Consider the following 20,906-nt stretch of genomic DNA (forward strand, 5'->3'; position numbering starts at 1 on the left):
TGCTAAAATAATAATAATAAACACATTACTATATTTTGCAATTAAAAAGTATTATTTATAAGCTGACAATAACTTAGACTGCACTATTGAGGAGGTAAATTTACTAGCAACTATATCTTGCATATCCTTAGAAAATTTTGTCCAGTCATTTTTCTCCCATATGTCAATAATTAAATTACTATACAATTTTACATCAAACTCATTTAAAATTAAACTATCAGAATTTACAATCTCACGGTTAAACCCATAATTGCTACATATAGGTATAATACCCAATGACATTGCTTCTGTTAAAGAGTTAGAATGACCTTCTCTTGGTTCTTCAGTCGGAAATATAAAAAAATGTTTACCCTTTAACCTATCTACTAAATCATCACCAAACAATGGTGGAGATAATTTTACACAATCAGATAGTTTTTCTTTATTAATTTTTTCCTTTATAAGATTTATATAATCCAAAGGTCCTTCTCCAATTAATTCTAATTTAAAAGGAATTTTTTTACTTTTCAAATCTATACAAATATCCAATGTAAATAGAACATTTTTAGTTGGAGACATTCTTCCAAAATATACCAATTCAATGAGTTCATTTTCTTCTAAAATATTTGTTTTTCTTGGTATTACATTACCTAAAATATAGTTCGGATAATGCACCACTTTTTTTGCTCCTAACCCCTCTAATAAATTTACATACCTTTCTCCTTGTACCATTACCATGTCGGAAATGATAATTGCCTTTCTAAATAAAAATCTATAAATACTTGTACGATTCTCATAAGCTTTTTTAACCCCTCCAGCTCTTAACTCATAAATACATTTTTTATTTAAAAGTTTAATAATACAAATACAAAACAGTTCTTTAAAAATAAGCTGTTCATAAAAACCAGATATATGAACAATTTTAACATCATTATTTTTTAACATCTTTACAAGAAGAAATAAGGGCATAAAACTTAAATGCAAAATATGTGTTATTTTCCCTACTATATTTTTGGAAGGATATGGTTTTCTAAATTGTAATACTGTATATCCTGACTTTTCTAAAACTGAAATAGTTTTAAGATTACCAGATTCACCACCACCAACAACTTTAGAATTCTCTCTACCTAAAGGACCATAAAATATAACTTTTTCCATTAATTATTTTTTTTAACAACTCTTGCTGGGTTACCAACAACAATTGAGTTTGGAGGAACATCTTTAATAACCACACTACCGGCTCCAACTATAGAATTTTCACCAATATTAATTTCGCCTATAATAACAGTATTTGCACCAACTACAACATTATCTCCAATAACAGGTGATTTACCTCCTGATTTAGAATTACCAATAGTAGTATTATGACGTAAAGTGACATATTTACCAATAAGGGCATTATTATTTACAACTAAACCTTGCCCATGAAGTACTTTAAAACCTTCTCCAACACAAGTTGTATCTGGAATTTCAATACCTAAAACCCATTCTACAAAAAATTTATAAAATACTCGAATTGGTAATCCAATAATCTTTAAAATTAAATTTTTTGTAAAAAACTGACTTACTCTAAACAGAATTATAAATAACAATCCCTTAGTATTTTTTTTATTCACTAAAAAATCTGCTTTCATCATTTATCTAAAAGTAAATTATACATATCAACATACTGAGTTGTCATATTGTTTAAACTAAATTTAGTTTTGATCGTACTTTTTGCAGCATGAGAAAGCTTAATTTTTAATTTTTCATTATTTAATATTTCGCAAATTCTCTCACTTAAAATCTGACTATTATGCTCTTCAATTAAAAAACCATTAACATCTGTTTCTACTATTTCTGGAGTTCCTCCATCATTTGTAGCAATTACGGGAACACCAAAAGCAAAAGATTCCATAATTGCATTAGACACCCCTTCTTTATGTTTACTAGGGTTTGTACATAAAACTGAAACATCAGTTATACTTAAGATGTTTTCCACATCAGACCGAAAGCCAAGAAAATAAATGTAAAGGCTTTCAAACTCTGTAATAAGAGTTTGTAAATATTCTAAATTTGGCCCTCCTCCAATAATAAGAAAAGTAACATCTTTTCTTTTTCTTATTATTTCTTTAGCTGCAAGTATAAATGTTTCTTGATCTTTATTAGCGTCTAAACGAGCAATCATTGATACTACATATGTAGAACTAACACCTATATCCTCTTTAAATTTAACTTTATTAAAATCATTATTAATATATCTTTCTTCATTAAATCCATTATAAATCACTTTAGCTTTTCTTCTAGGTATACTATAAGCTTTTATTCCTGCTTCAGAATTACCAATAACATAATTAGATAACAAAGAATTCAGTCGAATATTAAAATTTTCAATTGAAAACTTTTTTGGTTTATTACAGTTTGCTACATAAGACCCAATATATTTAAATCGCATAATACAACGAATTGGGTTTATAAAAAATGTAGAAAAAACACCCCAGACTTGTACAATATCTGAGTTAAATTTTCTTAATAAGTAATATAGTATTATAAATGTTTGTAAAATATTTAACCCTCTTTTTTTTCTATCAATTATATGTAACTGTGCATCAACAAGGTATAATTCTTCATATGCAACATCATTATTTACTATTATTATTTGAATATCAGTATAACCTTGCTTATTTAATCCCTGTAAAAGCTGGAGGCATCTACGTTCTTTACCTCCACCACCAAAAGTATCTAGAACAAATGTAATTTTCATTTTACCTTAGAGAATTCTTTTTTATAAAGCCGTCTGATGGCATTTTTTCTAATAATTGTTTTTTACCGTTATTATTTTTAAGATCTGTATTTAGTTGCAACATTTTTAATTTATATTCTTCTGTTGTGCAAATATACCTTGCAGGAACCCCAGCAACCACCATATTATCTGGTATACTTTTAGTAACTACGCTATTTGCTCCTATTACACAGTTTTTTCCAATATGAACTCCAGGCATTATAACGGCATTATTACCTATATAAGTATTATCATCAATAGTTATTTTCCCAAATACATCAAAACCTGGAATTTCGTCACGAAATACCCATACCCCTCCATCATGATTAATAAACTGAACATTTGTAGTAATATGCACATGGTTTCCCAACTTAATAAGATAAGGCTCTGAACCCCAATTTTTAATTGCAATTTTGCAATTTTCCCCAATGGAAACTCCTAAACTTTTAGCATAATCTATAGGGCTTTTTCTATATTTATTTATGATTGCAATTATTTTGTTCCACATTTTAAATTTCTTTTAAAAAATTATGAATTTTAAGAGATAACACTTTGTAGTCAAAATTATTTTTAGAAACTTTATAAGCTCTATCTGAAATTTCTTTTGCCTTCTCAAAAGTTATATTATTTATTTTATCTACATAGTCATTAACATTATAACTATTTATCAAAAAACAATTGTCCTTACTAAAATAATTACTCACCTCACCCCAATTATTAGAAATAAACGGTGTATTACATGCTGTATATTCTGCAATTTTATGCGGAAACCTAGCTTTATGTTGTTCTATTTCGGGTAATGGTATTAATAACAAATCCGCTCCTTTATACAGCCCAATTAATTCATTATAAGGTATTCGGCTTTTTAAATGTATATAATTACGTTTTGTAGACTTCTGTATTAATTCCTTTACTGTTTTCATTTGCACCTCACTTCCAGACACAACTAAAATAAGATTTAACTCTCTAGTTATTTTTTCAAAAACTTCAATTACAAACTTTAGAGTGTCTAAATATGCTGCAGATGCACAATAAAGCAAACTTTTTTCTCTCAAATTAACAGCATCAATTTCATCTAGTTTTGCAATATCACATATTACAGGAATTTTTAATTTAGGAATTTTCGATTTATAACTATTCATTAAACTATCACTAATTAACAATACTCCATCATATAAAAATTGACCATATTTATCAAAAAATTTATCGTTTACACTAGCATCTTTCGTAGCTCCTAAAGCTTCGTTAATATCTCCAATGTATTTATATCCTAATATATATGAAAGACCCCTATAATATAGCGTACTATAAAGACTCGTTCTTACAGTAAATAATATATTTTTAGTTTTTAACTTTCTGTTTTTAATTATATAATAGGTTTCTAAAAATGTTCCTAAAACTTTATTTCCTGAACGTAATATAAAATTAGAAGGCCTATAAGCAACAGGACTAGAACATAAATAATGTACCCCTTCTACTTTGCCTTTTCGTTTAATAATTTTTTTATTTTCTTGCACCCCAAACCTAGAAAGCACAAGACAAGTATTACCCTGCAAAACAAAGCCTTTTGCAATTAATAATTGGCGTTGTATTGTTGCCATACCAAAAGGAAAGCCATTTGCTCCTACATATATAATATTCATAATTATTTTAGATATTTTTATAATAAAATCGTTCCGTAAATTCTTCAAACGGTTTTAAAATATTCTTATTTGGCACACCAACAGCTACCGAATTATCTGGTATATCTTTATTAACTAGCGCATTAGCACCTATTACGACGTTATTACCAACATTTACTCCACCAACTATTACAACTCCTGGAGAAATCCTAACTTTATTGCCAATAGTTGGAGCTTCATTTTTTTCAGAAGCTAATGTTACACTATGCGTTAGCATTACATTATCGCCAATAATAGATTTAGAATTTACAACCAAAGCCATACCGTGGTTAATTTTTAAACCATAGCCAACTTTTACGGTTAATGGAAAGTCTATGGAATATTTTGCACTTAACCTATTAAATATTAACCTTGTAATAATGGAGAAAATGTACGTTGCTTTATTTTTATTTAAAATATTATAATGACGTGCCATTCTAAACCAAACAATAAATCGGAATAATTTATTAGTTCTATATGCTTTTAAAAAGGATTTTTTAGATATACCCATTCCTAATCTATATAAATCAGATTTGATATATGTAGTAAAATTTATGTTATCTTCAGTCATAAATTTAATTTTTCAAATCTTTAATTACTTTACAAGGATTACCGGCTGCTAGCACATTTGATGGTATGTCTTTTGTCACAACACTATTAATACCTATAATAGTGTTTTTTCCAATCGTTACTCCTTTCATCACAACAACACCATAACCTAACCATACATTATCATTAATAAAAACTGGTTTTGGACCGGAAACCCTTGGATCATCTAAATGCCAATCACTGTCGGTAATTAATACATTAGCACCAACTTTAACGTTATTCCCAATGATGATTTTTTCAAAACAACCTATAGAAACACCACTAAAACCTGATTTAGAACCAATTTCCAAAACAGCCCCATTATTCAATGTAGAAATCATACATCTATGGTTAATTCCTATTCTATTGGAAGTGGTTCTAGAATTAAAACGACAATTTTCACCTATTTTAATATTAGAATCATTTGCAAGCTCAAAAGACGGCCATCCCCTAAAACTTGTGTTTTTACCAAGATTCACACCTATCGACTTTAAATAAAAACACTCCAAAAGAGAAATTAAACTATTCTTAAAATTTGCTATTATATAATTAAGTTTGTTGAAAATTTTATTTGTTATTTTTTTCATTATTTAACAATGGTTAATTTAATTCAAATTTGATTTTTCTTCAACTGTTGTATTTTAAAATCGACCTTATACATATTTAAAGGGGATGATTTATAAAAAAAATATTTAAGCTTATCCTTCAATGTATAGTTTTTAATTTTTAAATAATGCGCTTTTGATTTTAATAAAGCTTTGTTTTTATTGTAAAAAATAATAAACTCTTGAGTATCCCATATATGACGACTAAATGACAAAGTAGCTTGTAGATTTCTATAAATTATATATTCAAAAAAAACTCTATCATCATTAGAAACATAATTATTTTTAAATTCTTCTAATGAATAAAAAATCGAAACTAAATCTTCTAGGTTTTTAATTTTAATGTTTCTCATTATAGAACCCGAACTTCTTAATAAATAATTATAGACAGGTTCTTTTAAAATATCTAATTTATTAGCACTGTATAACATTTTTGGACCAAATTCAGCATCTTCGTGCAAAACATTTGGCATAAAAAAAAGTTTGTTCTTAATTAAAAATTCTCTTTTAATAATAAAACGTTGAGCAGTACCTGATTTTAATCCTTTAAATAAATATTCTTTCCCTTTAATAACTCCATTAATATTTGGAAAATCTTCTATTTCTACATCTCCATTTAATTCATTTACTCTATTAAGTTTAGTAACAAGGACATCAACATTATTAAACTGTATTGCTTCGTAAACTAACTTTAATGCATTATTTTCAATAGTATCATCACTATCAACAAACCAAACGTATTTTCCAATTGCCATATTTAAGCCTGTATTTCTTGCAATACTTAAACCTCTATTTTTTTGTCTAATTAATTTAATATTATTAAACTTTTCTATAAAGGTATTGACTGTTCTTATACTATTATCTGGACTACCGTCATCTACAATAATAATTTCATAGTCTTCATTTATTTTTTCTTGATTCACAACACTTTCTAAGCAATTGTAAATATATTTTTCAACGTTGTAGACAGGAATAATTATGGATATAAACATATTATAATTTATTTACTTTTTTCCATTTCTCAATAATCTTGTCATAAGATCTAACTAATATATACTCCATAGTTATTATATTTTTCAAAAAGTTATATTTAGATTTTATTTTTCTTAAAAATTCTTTAATAAATTTTAATCTAAATTCAGGATTATGGATTTCTTTATAGTTCTGTATAAGATAATTTTGATCTAAAGACTTTAGAAATAATTCTTCCCATTGCAATAAAATTACTTCGAAAGAAAAATTAGACTTGATAAAAGCTAAAACATCTTTATATTCATTACTCTGTTCTATTAAAAGTTTAGTAATTTGATTTGTTAATGAGCTTGCTGATTGATACAAATTGTTTTTATTAAAAACAGTATCTAAATAACCTGGACATTTAATAGTGGTTACATTACAGCCCATTGCTTGCATTTCTATTGAAGTAAAACCAAATGTTTCACTTATTCCAGAAGGGTTTGGCACACCTACTTTACATTTAAGCAATAAGTTATTTTTTTCTTCACCTAAAACACCCATAAAATGTACAGATGGATGAATTTTATTATCTTCAACCAAAAATTTCATAAATTTATTTTCATAATCTTTTTCAGCTATTCCCCATTTACCTAATTTTAATTTTCTATCATATAATTTTCCAGAACCTAAAATAAATAATTGAGCATCTGGAACTTTTTTTAAAATATTTGGCCAAGCTTGTGCTAAAAGGTGAAACCCCTTTGACGGCACTATACTTCCCATATATATTACATTGTTCTTTCGTTTTTGAAAAGGGTATGAAGAGACATTGTATTTTTTAATTGAAGATAGTGATAAAGCGTTATAAATGTAGTCAAGTTTATAGGCTATTTTATGATCTCTGTGTAAATCTCTTTGCTCACGACCAACATTAATAATTCGAATTACATTTGCAGCGTTATAATAAAATTCAAGATCACTCTCATTCATAAAATTATGGGCCCAAATAACAAATTTAACTGTTGGATATTTTGAAATAAGTTCTTTAGGTATACGTTTATGATCCACAAGAAAATAGTCAACTTTTTTTTTTATAGAGCTTAATATTGCGTTTTCTATGGTGTTAATAATATTGCAACATATTTCCTTTGGAAATAATCCTTTCCTTTCTGTAAATAATATAACATTTAGTGCGTTTTTTCTAACTGATAGTGAATGTGCGATAGAAAGTATTGCATATTCACTGCCTCCAATGCCAGGGTTGGAATTTGCTAAGTTTCTACAATCAATGGATTCTATGCCTATATTGTTTAAATAAAAAGCGACGTTTCTCATATTTTATTCTGGTTAACATATATAAAAGTAATGCTTGTATAAGCATACTGCTTTGCTGGTAAGCTTCTGGATGCGTTATGGAAATAATTAACAAAAAGATAAACCATGCCCCTATGTATTTATAGGGCTTTGGCACCTTCATTCTAATTGCCTTTATCATATAACCTATAATACATAACACTAATGGAATACCCCCAATCCAACTCAACCCTAACAATCCCCAATCGGCTAAATTAATACCTTCATTTCTTAGATCCATTACATATTTTCCATAAGGAGAATCCCCTATAAGACCTGAACCAAAGAAATATTCTATATTACTTTTAAAATGATCGTTAAAAAAATATACTAGCTGAATTGTTCTTGCATAATCTTCATTGTCTAAGGTCTCTCCGCCACTTTGCCTTTCTAACATATGATTCAAAGCCTCTTGAACAGGCGGGATGAAATACGATGCTGCTAGAAATATTAGTATACCAAAAAACGTTGCTAAATTTTTTACAGTAAAAAGTTTTTTATTATGAGCATAAATCAAATACATACTAGACACAACCATAGAAAAAAGCATAATTCTAAAACCACGCATCAAAACGGCAATGAAACAAATTATTATTAATATTAAATATTTGTATTGTTTTGTAGTTAAAAATTTATTCAATCCATAAAAAACACCTAAGGATAAAAGAGATTGTCCATGAACTTGTATAAAACGCCATGCAGTTTTACTATTTATTATCCAATCATAACTTGATGCAATAAAATAAATTCTAGGAAACATGATTTGTTGAAAGAAATAACAAAAAGCAGCGCCTAAAGTTAAATAAAGCATAGCTTTTTCAAGCTTACTTACAGAAATATTGATGTAAGCCAAAAAATAAAAAAAGAAAATATCCAAGATATAGAAAGCTGCCTTAAAACTTGTAAATAAACCTTGTCCTCTATAGTAGAAGCTAGAAATAGCATTAAAGACTAAAGCAAATATAATCGCAACAAAATAACCTTTAAATTCTTTTTTTTTATTAAAACCTAAAATTGTTCCTAATGCGAGAATTGCTAAATGAATAGTATTCCCTAAAGGCACATTTTTAAAAGCTATAAAGCCATAAAAATATGTCAACAATAAAAATAGAGAAATAACTTTAACATTTTTACTCATAAAATATATTCACTACTATTTAAAGTTTTATTAGTTTTAATTTATTAATTAGAATTTATTCTCCTTTCTAATTGAACTTGTTTTTTAGTAATACTATTTTTTCTTCTACAAATGCTTTTTCCACTTTATTTAGACCAACAAAGTAAATCGCTAAGCTGACAGAAAACACACAACTTAAACCAACAATTACAAAAGAAAGAAAATCTTCTGTTAGATTTAAAGCAAGTATAATTGGTATTATAATAGAAATAGCTACTACCTTTAAACTAGTAATTACAACTTCATTGAAATAACTTAACAAAGAAAGGTTAATCATATTTTTAATTACAAGTAACCTTGCTATTTCAGCTATAATCGAAATTATGATTTGTACAATAAAAACATATTCTGGCACTGAATACATTTTAAGAATAAAATAAGCAATTGGTACTATGGTAATATTAATGCCTCCCACAATTAATTGAAAGTTACGTATTTTACCTTGTGATCCTGCAGCCGCGGATATTGGATTTCCCACAGCGGTCAATATTCCTATAAATATCATCAACTGTACAAATTGTATAGTATGGTCTGGGACTTCTTTTAGCCAAATAGAAAGAATATACTCGGTTTTAAGAAGTACAGGAAGGGATAAAAATAATAGAAGATAAAATGAATATTTGCAAGCAGAAAGAAGTAACTCATGCATATACTTAAGGTTTCCAGAAGCATAAGACTTATGTAATTGCGGATTTAGAGCTTGCTGAAAGCCAGATGTAAATTTTTGAAGTGCCATTTGAATTTGAACGGCTATTCCCCTCGCGGCATTAACAGCAGGATTAAAGAAAATATTTAACAGGATATTAATCCCTTCTACAGTTAATAAATTAGTTATACTGCCGCTTAAACTCCAAAATGCATAAGAAGACATTTCTTTTACAAGTTCTTTCTCTACTTTAAAACTAAATTTTACATTTGTAAAATTTTTTCTACAATAAATCTGATAAACTACTCTAGTAACTAGGTTTACTAATAACATAAAAGATGCATATGTAATTAATTTATCCCCTGAAAACTTAACTAACAGAAGAACCAAAAAAAGCTTTAAGGCAGTTTCTATTATTGATACATAAGCGTAAATATTCATTTTTTCATGAGCAATAATTAGAGCATTATAAGGTACGCTTAAAACCATTATCATGGTTGAAGCAACGGATAAATGAAAAACCCAATTTGCAGCTACAATTCTATCACTTGGGATTGTCATCTTATTGTTTAAAAACCAAAGCCCTATAATTTCTGCAAAAATGAAGATTAATATTGCAATAAAAATATGAATTAAAACACTTGTACTAAAGACAATATTTAATTTTGATTTTTTTTCATCAACTAGATAGAAAGACATAAACCTATTAGTAGCACTCCCCATCGCATAATTAATAAAAGTAAATAATACCACAACACCTCCTATGACATTATATATTCCATAATTAGTTTCTCCCAACTCTTCTAGTACTATCCGAGCAGTAAATAGGCTTACACCCATTATTACCAACATACGTATGTATAGTAAGCCAGTATTTTTTGCGATTTTTTTATTTTTTTCTCTACTCAAAATACTTACAATTCAATTTCATACTACTTCCTAGAATACTATTTTAATGAGCTTCATTATTAAAAAAAACAATCATAAAAAATTAAATATCTCTATTATATTCTTTAAACCAATTTACAAAATTAGCTACTCCTTTATCTAAATTTATCTTAGGTTTATATCCCACATTTTTTTCTAATGCAGTAGTATCTGCCCAAGTTCTTTTTACATCCCCATCTTGCATAGGCATAAAATTCTTTTCTGCTTTTTTACCTAATTCATTTTCTAAACAACTAATAAAATCCATAAGTTTTACAGGTTTAGAATTACCAATATTATAAACTACAGCTAGTTTTTTGTTTGGCAGTGCTGTAATACATCTTGCAACCCCCTCTACAATATCATCAATATAAGTGAAATCACGTTCCATATTGCCATTATTAAATACTTTAATAGCCTCCTCTTTATTAATTGCTGTAGCAAAAAGCATAGGAGCCATATCTGGGCGCCCCCATGGGCCATATACCGTAAAAAAACGTAAGCCCGTAGTAGGTAAATTATACAAATGGCTATACGTATGCGCCATTAGCTCGTTACTCTTTTTGGTTGCAGCATATAAAGAAACTGGATGATCTACCCTATCTTCTTCAGAAAAAGGAATTTTTGCATTAGCACCATATACCGAAGAGCTAGAAGCATATAAAAAATGTGCTATCTTATAATTTCTACAACATTCCAATAAATTTACAAAACCAACTACATTAGATTGTACATAAGCATGGGGGTTTTCTAAAGAATAACGAACCCCTGCCTGCGCTGCTAAATTAACAACATGCGTAAAGTTTTCCTGCTTAAAAAGTTCTTCTAATTTTGGTAAATTAGTAATATCTGTTTTAATAAAACGATAATTGCCATATATTTCACTAAAAACTAATGTCCCATCTTCTGGGATATTAGTTTGTTGTATTCCCGTTTCTGCTAATCGTGCATATTTTAAATTAACATCGTAATAGTCATTAATACTATCTAAACCAATTAACTCTACACCACCTTTAATTAATTCCATTACTAAATGAAAGCCAATAAAACCTGCTGCACCCGTAACTAATATTTTCATCTCTTCTTTTTATTTTTTAAAATTCAAAAACAATTCTTCCTAAAAACAAAGCTGTCATTATAATTTCTTCCTAAAAAATAGAGAGTTTTTTTAATTTCTTTAATTATTAGGGAACAAAACTTTTACAAATTTAGAATTGCAAGATACTGTATTATTAAAAATTCTACTTTAAGCATCTCTTATTATTCGATAAATAGCATATAAATTATGTTTAATATTAAACAAGACGAATTTGTTAAGGAAGTTGTGCCTTAGTTAAAGTACTAGAGGAGTTATCTATACTTTTCCAATCTAGCTCATGCAAATCGGAATATTCCCAATTACCAAACCTACCAAAAGGCATAATAGCATTTTGCTTTACAATTTCAATACTTTGTTGTGTTTTCACACCACTAACGGTTTCTAAAGGGTATGCCATTTCTACAAATAATTCTTTTGCAAAATGTAAGTCTATAATATTAGGTACTAATTGTTCTACACGTTTTTTAACTGTTTCTGGAGTAACTTTACCACGGCTTTGACCACCAAGTTGTGCTAATAAAAAATTATCTTTTACCGAAAATATTCGGGTAGTAGCAGAGGTATAGTCACAATCGTAAATCATTTGGTTTTCTTTAAAACCAGAATCGTAAGTAAAAAAATAAAATAAGGCACTAGCACAAGCAGTATTATGATCCTGCTCTAAACCACAATAATGTAATAAATTATGCAACGGTATCGTAGATAGTAAAGTATCATACCTAATAATACTATTATTTAAATGTACCTCCTTTTTTTCCACATCAATATGCTCTATACTATTATACAACCATTCATTTGGGTTTAATTGATCCACAGCATATTTATAAAGTGATTTTCCGTTAACATAGCCTAATCTAGTATTACCAGAAGAAGACATATAATGCTTAGCAATTTTATATTGCACCTGACTTAGAGGTTGTTGTAGCATACTTTTACCCCATTGCTTAAGCCCTAAACATAAATTACGATCTATACCTTGTTTATTAATCATAAAAGATGCTAAAGAATCTTTACTCGCTTTTATGTTGTTCAAATTAAAATTTTCTAAAGGAGAAAAGCTTACTTTAATTGGGTCTTGCTTTGGGATACTTTTAAACAAACTAGAACTATACAATGTAGATTCTTCTACAGGGTAAATAGGTAAGGGGCTAAAGTCTTCACCATTATGTTCTATGGTAAAAATAGAGGACGAAGTCTTGTTTTTAAGAATCAGAATATCCTCTTTTTTATGTGTTAATGCTAATTTATGGTAAGCAACTAAAGAAGCATAGCCATAACCAAGAAGACAATATTTTACATGCTTTGTGTTTTTTTGCATTGGATATGTTGAGTGGTGTAATCTCTATTATTAAAATACGTTAGAAAATTAATGCTTTTAGGTAATTAATAAAAACATATCGGTTTAATACCCCAAAAGGCTCTGTATAACGCTAAAAGCACTTCATTTATTTTAGATAATTTATTGAAATAAAAAACAGCTCCCAATATATTTACTAACAGTACTGTAAGTTTTTTAGGTTTATTTTAAATTTAAAATAAATAACTTTACTTGTACAAAATACAATAATTAATACCCAATTATTGTTAGCAATAAACTTTAGTAATCATGCCCATCATAATATTTATAGAGTAGTACATGAAGAAAGTTTTATTAAGTGCCTATGCTTGTTCCCCATTTAGAGGATCCGAGTGGAATGTAGGATGGTCTTGGGCAACAGGGCTTGCCCAAAAAGGGTATAAGGTATTTTGTGTTATAAACGTAGAAGATCAGGAAGATTGCGAAAAAGAAAAAAAACGGTTACAATTACACAACCTTACTTTTGTTCCAATAGGCTTATCCTATAATCTAGATAAATACCTGTTAAACAATTCTTCTAAAACTATTTACTTACACTATTACCTTTGGAAAAAAAAGGCCGCCAATAGTATACAAAAACTACATAAAAAAGAATGTTTTGCTATTGCACACCATGTTAGTTATGGCAGTTTTCAACAAGGTAGTCCGTTATATAAATTAGAAAATTGTAAAATTATTTTTGGACCAGTCGGTGGCGGACAAATGGCATTACCTATTTTTAAACCCTATTTTGGAACTTCTTGGCGTATCGAAATTATTCGTAAATATGTATCTAAATTTCATATGCGTTATAACCACTCTTTAAAGGCTACCTTAAAAAAAGCAACTATAATTTTAACCGCAAACCAAGAAACTACAGCGCTATTAAAAACTTCTAAATTTTACAAAGAAGGTAGTGATTTTTATGTAAGCGATTCTGCTTTACCCGTACGTTTTGAAAAAAATACATTTACGCCTAAACTAGCTAAAAAAGAATTTAGAATTTTATGGGTTGGTAGGTTATTAGCGCGTAGAGGTTTAGAACTTTCTCTAAAATCTTTATCGTATTTACCGGACAGTATACCTTATAGACTAATAATTGTAGGGGATGGGGAGCAAGCCAATAAAATAGACTGCTGGATAACAAAATACCAATTAGACAAAACCAAAATAGAACATTTGGGTTGGGTTGCTTATGACCAAATGCATCAAGAGTACAAAAATGCCGATATACTCCTTTTTTGTCCTCTACGAGATACGGCGGGTTTACAAGCTACCGAGGCAATGGGGTTTGGCCTACCTGTAATTACCCTAAATATTAGTGGTATGCGTACCATTGTTCCGAGCAATTGTGGTATAAAAATAGACCCTACTACTACCAATGGCACAGCAAAAGATATTGCACTTGCCATAGAACAAATGTATAAAGACGAGGATTTTAGAAAAAAAGCTAGTGAAAACGCTTTTAACGAAGCAATACAAAATACTTGGAAACGTAAGATAGACCGTATTACCCGTAAGTTTTACGAAACAAAAGATAAATAATATCTCCTACCCTATTTACTACTACTTTGTTATATCGATTTTATTTACCAAATAACTAATATAAAAAGAGGTATCGTATTTATTTAATAAATTTACAAATTGATGTAAAAACCTATTAAGTTAAATAGGTATTAGAAAAATGCTATGAAAAATTTACTTCTTATACTTCTATTTATTTATACCAATTTAGTAATTGGTCAAATTAAAATTGGAGATAATCCGGAAATACTAGACACAAACTCTTTACTAGAATTAGAAAGCGACTCTAAAGTATTAGTTATTAGCAGAATGTCTGAAGCACAAATACTTGCCTTAACTCCTTTACAAGGAGCCATGGTATACAATACAGATGCATCTTGCATTTTCTATTTTGATGGAAGTAACTGGAATAATTTGTGCGAAGGAGGAAGTACTGGCGCCATTTCATGGGGAAATATTACAGGTACCATAACCGACCAAGCAGATTTAGTTACCGAATTACAAAATTATGTAGACCTAACAACTGCGCAAAATATAGCAGGTGAAAAAACATTAACGGAAAAATTTACGGTAAACACTGGAGACACCAGTGCACAAATTGCAGAATTTTTAGGAAGAGTAAAAGGTGAAAATGCCGTAGATCCTGAAGATTTTATAACTAAATTTCAATTAGATACTTTATCTACAACGGGGAGTGCAACTACCACTTGGGCAGACATTACAGGAGATATTGTAGATAATACAGACTTAACTACAGAATTAGCAAATTATGTAAATCTAACAACTGCTCAAAATGTAGCAGGTGAAAAAACATTAACCGAAAAATTTACAGTAAACACTGGAGACACCAGTGCACAAATTGCAGAGTTTTTAGGGCGAGTAAAAGGTGAAAATGGAACAGAGGATGAAGATTTTGCAACAATGCAACAGCTAAATGCTGTTAGTGCAGGGGCACTAACTGGAACACCTGGATCTATCTTTTTTGCAGATGATTATACCGAACCTACAGTAGATAATGCCAATTTATTTTGGGATGAAGATAACAAACAACTTAGGGTTGGTGATAATTCTCCTCCTTCTGGAACAAATGAATTAACAACATTAAACTTACAAGGTTCTATTTCTACACCAATAGGTTACCCAACAACTTTAACTGAAGAACATCATACAACTATTATCGACTGGTCTACATGGGTAACACTACCCAATCCTGAAACCTGTGTAGGAAGAATATATATAATAAAAACATCTGAACTAAATAAAAACAACCCTAGTGAAACAACTAGGGTTAGAATAAGAAATAATGCTGGATATAATGCAAGCTATTATGATACAGGATCTGTAGAAAGATATGAATTTCCACCAGGTACTGTAACACAGATACAAAGTTCGGGTACTAGATGGGAGCAAATTAACTAAACCTACCTAAAGTTTGTAAACCCTAAAACTGCTCCAACATATAATTCAATAAATCTGTAGTACTAATAATACCCACTAATTTTTTATCGTCTATTACTGGAATGGCATGAAATTCTTTTTTAGATAATAACTGTGCTACTTCTCTAATAGTAGTCTTAGAAGTTACACTTACTAAATTTTTAGCCATTACCTGTTCCAAAGTAAACATATTATAAACCACAGTTTCTACAGAGTCATCATCTTCATCTACAGAATCGGCAAAACTAATACGTAATAGATCGGTATAACTTAATATACCTTTTACTTCTTCCCCATTAACAATAGGTATATGTCGTATATGATGCTTTTTAAATAAATGTTCTGCTTTATCTAAAGAATCTACAGTATTTAGAGTAATGACCTCTTTTGTCATTATTTCAGAAATTGGTGTGCTCTTTTTCATAGGATTAATTTTTGTTTCTTCCCTTAAAGTTATACACAACAAATTCTACCACACATGATAAATATCAGTCATAAAAAAAAGCTATTACAAAACATATTTACATGTTTTGCAATAGCTTTTAAAATTATCTGTTTTTTAGCGAAAATGCTTACTTAGCCACATTAACAGCTCTTGTTTCTCTAATAACTGTAACTTTTACTTGTCCAGGATAGGTCATATCCGTTTGTATTTTTTGTGAAATTTCAAAAGACAATTCAGCAGCTTTATCATCATTCACCTTTTCGCTTTCTACAATTACACGTAACTCTCTACCCGCTTGTATTGCGTATGCTTTTTGTACGCCATTGAATCCAAATGCTATTTCTTCTAAATCTTTTAAACGTTGTATATAAGAATCTAATACTTGTCTTCTTGCCCCTGGTCTTGCGCCACTAATAGCATCACAAACTTGTACTATTGGAGAAATTAACGTTTTCATTTCTATCTCGTCATGGTGCGCTCCAATAGCATTACAAACGTCTGGTTTTTCACCAAATTTTTCTGCCCATTGCATACCCAAAATAGCATGTGGTGTTTCTACTTCTGCCTCTGTATTTGGCACCTTACCAATATCATGTAACAAACCAGCTCTTTTAGCTAGCTTAGGATTCAACCCTAATTCTGCTGCCATAACACCACAAAGTTTTGCTACTTCTCTAGAGTGCTGTAATAAGTTTTGTCCGTAAGAAGAACGGTACTTCATTCTACCAACCGCTTTTATTAATTCTGGATGCAATCCATGAATTCCTAAATCTATAACCGTACGCTTTCCTATTTCTACAATTTCTTGTTCTATTTGCTTTTCGGTTTTCCTAACTACTTCTTCTATACGTGCTGGGTGTATTCTACCATCGGTAACTAATTTGTGTAACGATAAACGAGCTACCTCTCTACGAACAGAATCAAAACAAGAAAGTATAATAGCCTCTGGGGTATCATCCACAATAATTTCTACACCTGTAGCAGCTTCTATAGCTCTAATGTTTCTACCTTCTCTACCTATTATACGTCCTTTTACATCATCCGATTCTAAATTAAAAACAGACACGCAATTCTCTACAGCTTCTTCTGTCCCTATACGTTGTATACTATTTATTACAATCTTTTTAGCTTCTTGCTGTGCTGTTAATTTAGCTTCTTCGATTGTAGATTGTATGTAAGACATAGCGTCTGACTTTGCAGTTTCTTTTAATGACGCTAATAGTTGGCTTTTTGCTTCCTCTGCAGATAAGCCAGAAATAACCTCTAATTGCTGCACTTGATTTTTATGCAATTTTTCTAATTCAGATTGCTTCTTTTCTAAAAAATCTGATTTATGTTCAACGTCTTTTAGTTTACTTTCTAACTGACTGTTTATTTTTTTATTCTTAGCGAGCTCTCCACTTACTTGAGATTCTTTATCCCTTGTTCGCTTTTCTGCTTCACCAATTTTCTTATCCTTATTAATTATAACTTTTTCATGCTCCGCTTTTAGCTCTAAAAACTTTTCTTTAGCCTGAAAAATTTTATCTTTTTTAATATTCTCTCCTTCAATTTTAGCTTCCTTTAATATGCTTTGCGCATCTTTCTTTGCCGAGGCAATGGTTTTAGAAGCCTTACCCTTTTCCATAAATTTTGCTATTACAAAACCTATTGCAAGACCTACTATTCCTGCTATAATCAATATACTGTTATCCATAGTGTTAAATATTTAATATAAAAAAGCCCACATTAGCGAAGTTTTGTACAAACTCCAAAATACAGGTTTAGGGCTAACAAATAGATCAAGGATCCTTATACAAGTAAGGCTTGCTTTTACCATTTAAACTCACCCTTTTTAAACAATTTAATGTTGAGTTTGTCAAAAGATATTACCAATGTGGGCAGTAACTTTAGTTTATTTATAAGAACTTATTTTATTCCAAGTTTAGAACTCACTAATAAATCTAACGCTTTTAAACGTTCAGTAGCTTCATCAGTTCCTTCTGCTTTTTCAATGCCTTTTTGCTCTATTTTCGAAGCAAATTGCAAGGCACACATTGCCAGTACATCTTGCTTGTCTCTTACTGCATAGTTTTGCTCAAATTTCTTTGCAAGCTGCTCTATATTTTTAGCGGCTTTACGCAGTCCTTCCTCTTGACTAGGGTCTATGGTTAAAGGATATACCCTATCTGCAATAGAAAGCTTTATTTTGAGCTTTTCTGACATATGTATTATTAAAACATTATTCTGCTAGTTGTGCTATACAATAGTCCAACTCTCTAATTAATGTATTTATTTTAAGCTTAGCTTCGGTTTTATTTGTATCACTGCCCAGCATTGAATTTGCCAATTTAAGGGAATTGTATTTGTCCTTCCACTCTGTAATACTCTTACGAGTAACATCATGATCCATTTTAATAGTCACTAATTCTTTTTCTAACTTTTCATTAGCCCGCTGTTGCACTTCTAATTTATGCAATAACTTGCTAATTTTGTTTTCTAAGGAATCAACAATTTTAACCAATTCACTCATACACAAAAATCAATGCGTTTTACACAAAGTTAACATACATCTTAAGACTTAGCAATATTTTTTTAATTATTATTTATAGAATACTTTAAATCATTTAAAAACGTTGCTTATTAAACAGGAATTTTAATTAAAACACCAAGAGTTTGTTTAAGGTTTAATTCCTATTAATTACTTTCGTAGTAACTTATCTATATTTATGAAACGTGCTTTTTTATTTTTTACTTTTATTTTATTTTTTACTTTCCAAACAAACGCTCAGACCGCATACCCACAAGATACTTTTAGATCCCCAATGGACATTCCTTTAATTTTAGCAGGTACATTTGGAGAGTTACGGTCCAACCACTTTCATTCTGGAATAGATATAAAAACAAAACAAAGAGAAGGACTTCCTATTTATGGCATAGGAGATGGTACAATTACTAGAATAAAAGTTTCGCTCTGGGGATATGGAAAAGTAATTTACATTGCGCATCCTAATGGATATACCTCGGTATATGGACATCTTCAAAAATTTTCTCCAAAAATTGAAAGCTATATTAAGAAATTACAATACCAAAAAAAGTCTTATGAAGTAGAAGTTTTTCCTGACTATGGGGATTTAAAGATTGAAAAGGGAGAACTTATTGCTTATAGCGGTAATACAGGTAGTTCTGGAGGACCGCATTTACATTTTGAAATACGTAGCAGTGCTACAGAAAAACCAACCAACCCATTACTTTACGGATATAAGGTTGATGATGCTACAAACCCTACGCTATTAAAATTATTTGGATATCCTCTAAGTACAAATGCTATAGTTAACAAAAGCAACGAAAGAATACAATTGAATTTTAAGAAACAAAAAGACGGTTCTTTTTTAGCAGACAAAGTAACAGCTATAGGTACCATAGGTTTTGGTTTTGTTGGTTTTGACCGACAAGATATGGCTGCTAATAAAAACGGCATTTTTTCTCTAGAACAAATAGTAAACGGGAAGGTATATACAGAATTTGATTTTGAAAAATTTTCATTTTCGGAATCTAGATATATAAACACCCTAATTGATTATGAGTTTTATAGCAAATACAGACAACGCATTCAAAAATGTTTTAAAACACCTAGTAACAGACTTAGTATTTATAACAAAATTAAAAATAACGGTAAAATCTCTGTAGTAGAAGGACTGTCTTATACCGTAGAAATTAGATTAAAAGATGTAGAAGGGAATACAACTAAATTAATAATACCTGTTGAAGGAAAAAAAGAGGAGTTACAAAAAGTAAAAAAGGCGCTAAAAACGGACTACTATGTTGTTGCTAAAAAGCCAAATAATTTTAGCGCAGGCCCTGCCAAAATTTATTTTCCTTCTAATACTTTCTATGAGGATTTTTATATGAATTTAGAACACACAAATGATACAATAACATTTCATAATAGTAGTGTTCCTGCACATAGAAATTTCACCATTACTTTTGATGCTTCTAAATATTCTAAAGAAGAACAAAAAAAATTATTCATTGCCCGCTTAGATAGTAAACTAAAACCTAGCCATGTAACCACATACAAAAGAGGTAATACCTTTACAACAAAAACTAAATATTTAGGCACATACACTATTGCAAAAGATACTGTTGCTCCAAAGATTTCTCCTAAAAATTTTAAAGCCAAACAATGGTTAAACAATTACAAATATTTGAGTCTTAAAATAACTGATGATTTTAGTGGCATAAACACCTACTCTGCTACCATAAATGGAGAATGGGTTTTAATGGAATATGAGAGTAAAAAAAACACCATAACCTATAACTTTGAAGACAAAGTACTAAAAGAACAAAAGTGCAATCTTAAAGTTTTAGTTACAGATAATGTTGGTAATACTAAAGAATATACCACTACTTTTTACAGAAAATAATTTTG

Annotated in this window: 20 protein-coding genes and 1 other RNA gene; 3 read left to right on the plus strand and 18 right to left on the minus strand. The window is 29.5% G+C overall.

Annotated features, from left to right (window positions below; all coding sequences use genetic code 11):
• Positions 1-51 precede the first annotated feature (51 nt).
• The 13 genes from Q0820_RS14400 to Q0820_RS14460 all read right to left on the minus strand — a co-directional run bounded on the left by Q0820_RS14400 (position 52) and on the right by Q0820_RS14460 (position 13,071).
• The gene (locus tag Q0820_RS14400) at positions 52-1,137 is read right to left on the minus strand and encodes a glycosyltransferase (protein WP_298488565.1); all 1,086 of its coding nucleotides are present in this window, start codon (positions 1,135-1,137) and stop codon (positions 52-54) included.
• Positions 1,137-1,616 carry a hypothetical protein gene (locus tag Q0820_RS14405; protein WP_298488567.1) on the minus strand — a complete coding sequence of 160 codons (480 nt, stop codon included), beginning with the start codon at positions 1,614-1,616 and terminating at the stop codon, positions 1,137-1,139. Before Q0820_RS14405 ends, Q0820_RS14400 begins: the two co-directional genes overlap by 1 nt.
• Entirely contained in the window at positions 1,613-2,722 is a 1,110-nt protein-coding gene (locus tag Q0820_RS14410; protein WP_298488569.1) for a glycosyltransferase, read from the minus strand. Before Q0820_RS14410 ends, Q0820_RS14405 begins: the two co-directional genes overlap by 4 nt.
• A gap of 1 nt (position 2,723) precedes the next feature.
• Positions 2,724-3,248: an acyltransferase gene (locus Q0820_RS14415; protein ID WP_298488571.1), complete on the minus strand. Its 525-nt coding sequence runs from the start codon at positions 3,246-3,248 to the stop codon at positions 2,724-2,726.
• A 1-nt stretch (position 3,249) separates the two neighbouring features.
• Positions 3,250-4,383, minus strand: a complete 1,134-nt coding sequence (locus Q0820_RS14420) for a glycosyltransferase (protein WP_298488573.1) — start codon at positions 4,381-4,383, stop codon at positions 3,250-3,252.
• Positions 4,384-4,390: 7 nt separating this feature from the next.
• A complete protein-coding gene (locus Q0820_RS14425) occupies positions 4,391-4,972 on the minus strand; it encodes a hypothetical protein (RefSeq protein WP_298488575.1) in 582 nt (193 codons plus the stop codon).
• A gap of 4 nt (positions 4,973-4,976) precedes the next feature.
• On the minus strand, positions 4,977-5,468 hold the full coding sequence (locus Q0820_RS14430) for an acyltransferase (protein ID WP_298488577.1): 492 nt from the start codon (positions 5,466-5,468) through the stop codon (positions 4,977-4,979).
• Positions 5,469-5,599: 131 nt separating this feature from the next.
• Positions 5,600-6,586 carry a glycosyltransferase gene (locus tag Q0820_RS14435; RefSeq protein WP_298488579.1) on the minus strand — a complete coding sequence of 329 codons (987 nt, stop codon included), beginning with the start codon at positions 6,584-6,586 and terminating at the stop codon, positions 5,600-5,602.
• Position 6,587: 1 nt separating this feature from the next.
• Positions 6,588-7,886 (minus strand): glycosyltransferase family 4 protein, encoded by a 1,299-nt coding sequence (locus Q0820_RS14440; RefSeq protein ID WP_298488581.1) that lies wholly within the window; start codon positions 7,884-7,886, stop codon positions 6,588-6,590.
• Complete coding sequence (locus Q0820_RS14445) at positions 7,837-9,042, minus strand: hypothetical protein (protein WP_298488582.1); 1,206 nt, start codon at positions 9,040-9,042, stop codon at positions 7,837-7,839. The genes Q0820_RS14440 and Q0820_RS14445 overlap by 50 nt, the downstream gene beginning before the upstream one ends.
• Before the next feature lie 67 nt (positions 9,043-9,109).
• The gene (locus Q0820_RS14450; protein WP_298488584.1) at positions 9,110-10,636 is read right to left on the minus strand and encodes an oligosaccharide flippase family protein; all 1,527 of its coding nucleotides are present in this window, start codon (positions 10,634-10,636) and stop codon (positions 9,110-9,112) included.
• Positions 10,637-10,718: 82 nt separating this feature from the next.
• Positions 10,719-11,732 (minus strand): NAD-dependent epimerase, encoded by a 1,014-nt coding sequence (locus Q0820_RS14455; RefSeq protein ID WP_298488586.1) that lies wholly within the window; start codon positions 11,730-11,732, stop codon positions 10,719-10,721.
• Between the two features lie 235 nt (positions 11,733-11,967).
• On the minus strand, positions 11,968-13,071 hold the full coding sequence (locus tag Q0820_RS14460; RefSeq protein WP_298488587.1) for a hypothetical protein: 1,104 nt from the start codon (positions 13,069-13,071) through the stop codon (positions 11,968-11,970).
• Positions 13,072-13,389: 318 nt separating this feature from the next.
• Here Q0820_RS14460 and Q0820_RS14465 point away from each other — a divergent pair, with 318 nt between their 5' ends.
• Both Q0820_RS14465 and Q0820_RS14470 read left to right on the plus strand, forming a co-directional pair.
• The gene (locus Q0820_RS14465; protein WP_298488588.1) at positions 13,390-14,634 is read left to right on the plus strand and encodes a glycosyltransferase; all 1,245 of its coding nucleotides are present in this window, start codon (positions 13,390-13,392) and stop codon (positions 14,632-14,634) included.
• Positions 14,635-14,778: 144 nt separating this feature from the next.
• On the plus strand, positions 14,779-16,032 hold the full coding sequence (locus tag Q0820_RS14470) for a hypothetical protein (protein ID WP_298488590.1): 1,254 nt from the start codon (positions 14,779-14,781) through the stop codon (positions 16,030-16,032).
• A 22-nt stretch (positions 16,033-16,054) separates the two neighbouring features.
• Here Q0820_RS14470 and Q0820_RS14475 read toward each other — a convergent pair whose 3' ends face one another.
• The 5 genes from Q0820_RS14475 to Q0820_RS14495 all read right to left on the minus strand — a co-directional run bounded on the left by Q0820_RS14475 (position 16,055) and on the right by Q0820_RS14495 (position 19,007).
• Complete coding sequence (locus Q0820_RS14475; protein ID WP_298488592.1) at positions 16,055-16,474, minus strand: CBS domain-containing protein; 420 nt, start codon at positions 16,472-16,474, stop codon at positions 16,055-16,057.
• Positions 16,475-16,622: 148 nt separating this feature from the next.
• Positions 16,623-18,191 (minus strand): ribonuclease Y, encoded by a 1,569-nt coding sequence (rny, locus tag Q0820_RS14480; RefSeq protein WP_298488594.1) that lies wholly within the window; start codon positions 18,189-18,191, stop codon positions 16,623-16,625.
• Between the two features lie 49 nt (positions 18,192-18,240).
• Positions 18,241-18,350: non-coding RNA, 6S RNA (ssrS, locus tag Q0820_RS14485), on the minus strand.
• 53 nt (positions 18,351-18,403) lie between these two features.
• Positions 18,404-18,700 (minus strand): cell division protein ZapA, encoded by a 297-nt coding sequence (locus Q0820_RS14490; RefSeq protein ID WP_298488596.1) that lies wholly within the window; start codon positions 18,698-18,700, stop codon positions 18,404-18,406.
• Between the two features lie 16 nt (positions 18,701-18,716).
• The gene (locus Q0820_RS14495) at positions 18,717-19,007 is read right to left on the minus strand and encodes a hypothetical protein (protein WP_298488598.1); all 291 of its coding nucleotides are present in this window, start codon (positions 19,005-19,007) and stop codon (positions 18,717-18,719) included.
• Positions 19,008-19,203: 196 nt separating this feature from the next.
• Here Q0820_RS14495 and Q0820_RS14500 point away from each other — a divergent pair, with 196 nt between their 5' ends.
• Positions 19,204-20,901 (plus strand): peptidoglycan DD-metalloendopeptidase family protein, encoded by a 1,698-nt coding sequence (locus Q0820_RS14500; protein ID WP_298488600.1) that lies wholly within the window; start codon positions 19,204-19,206, stop codon positions 20,899-20,901.
• Positions 20,902-20,906 lie beyond the last annotated feature (5 nt).

Origin of the sequence: uncultured Maribacter sp., assembly GCF_947495965.1 — a bacterium.
GTDB lineage: Bacteria > Bacteroidota > Bacteroidia > Flavobacteriales > Flavobacteriaceae > Maribacter_B.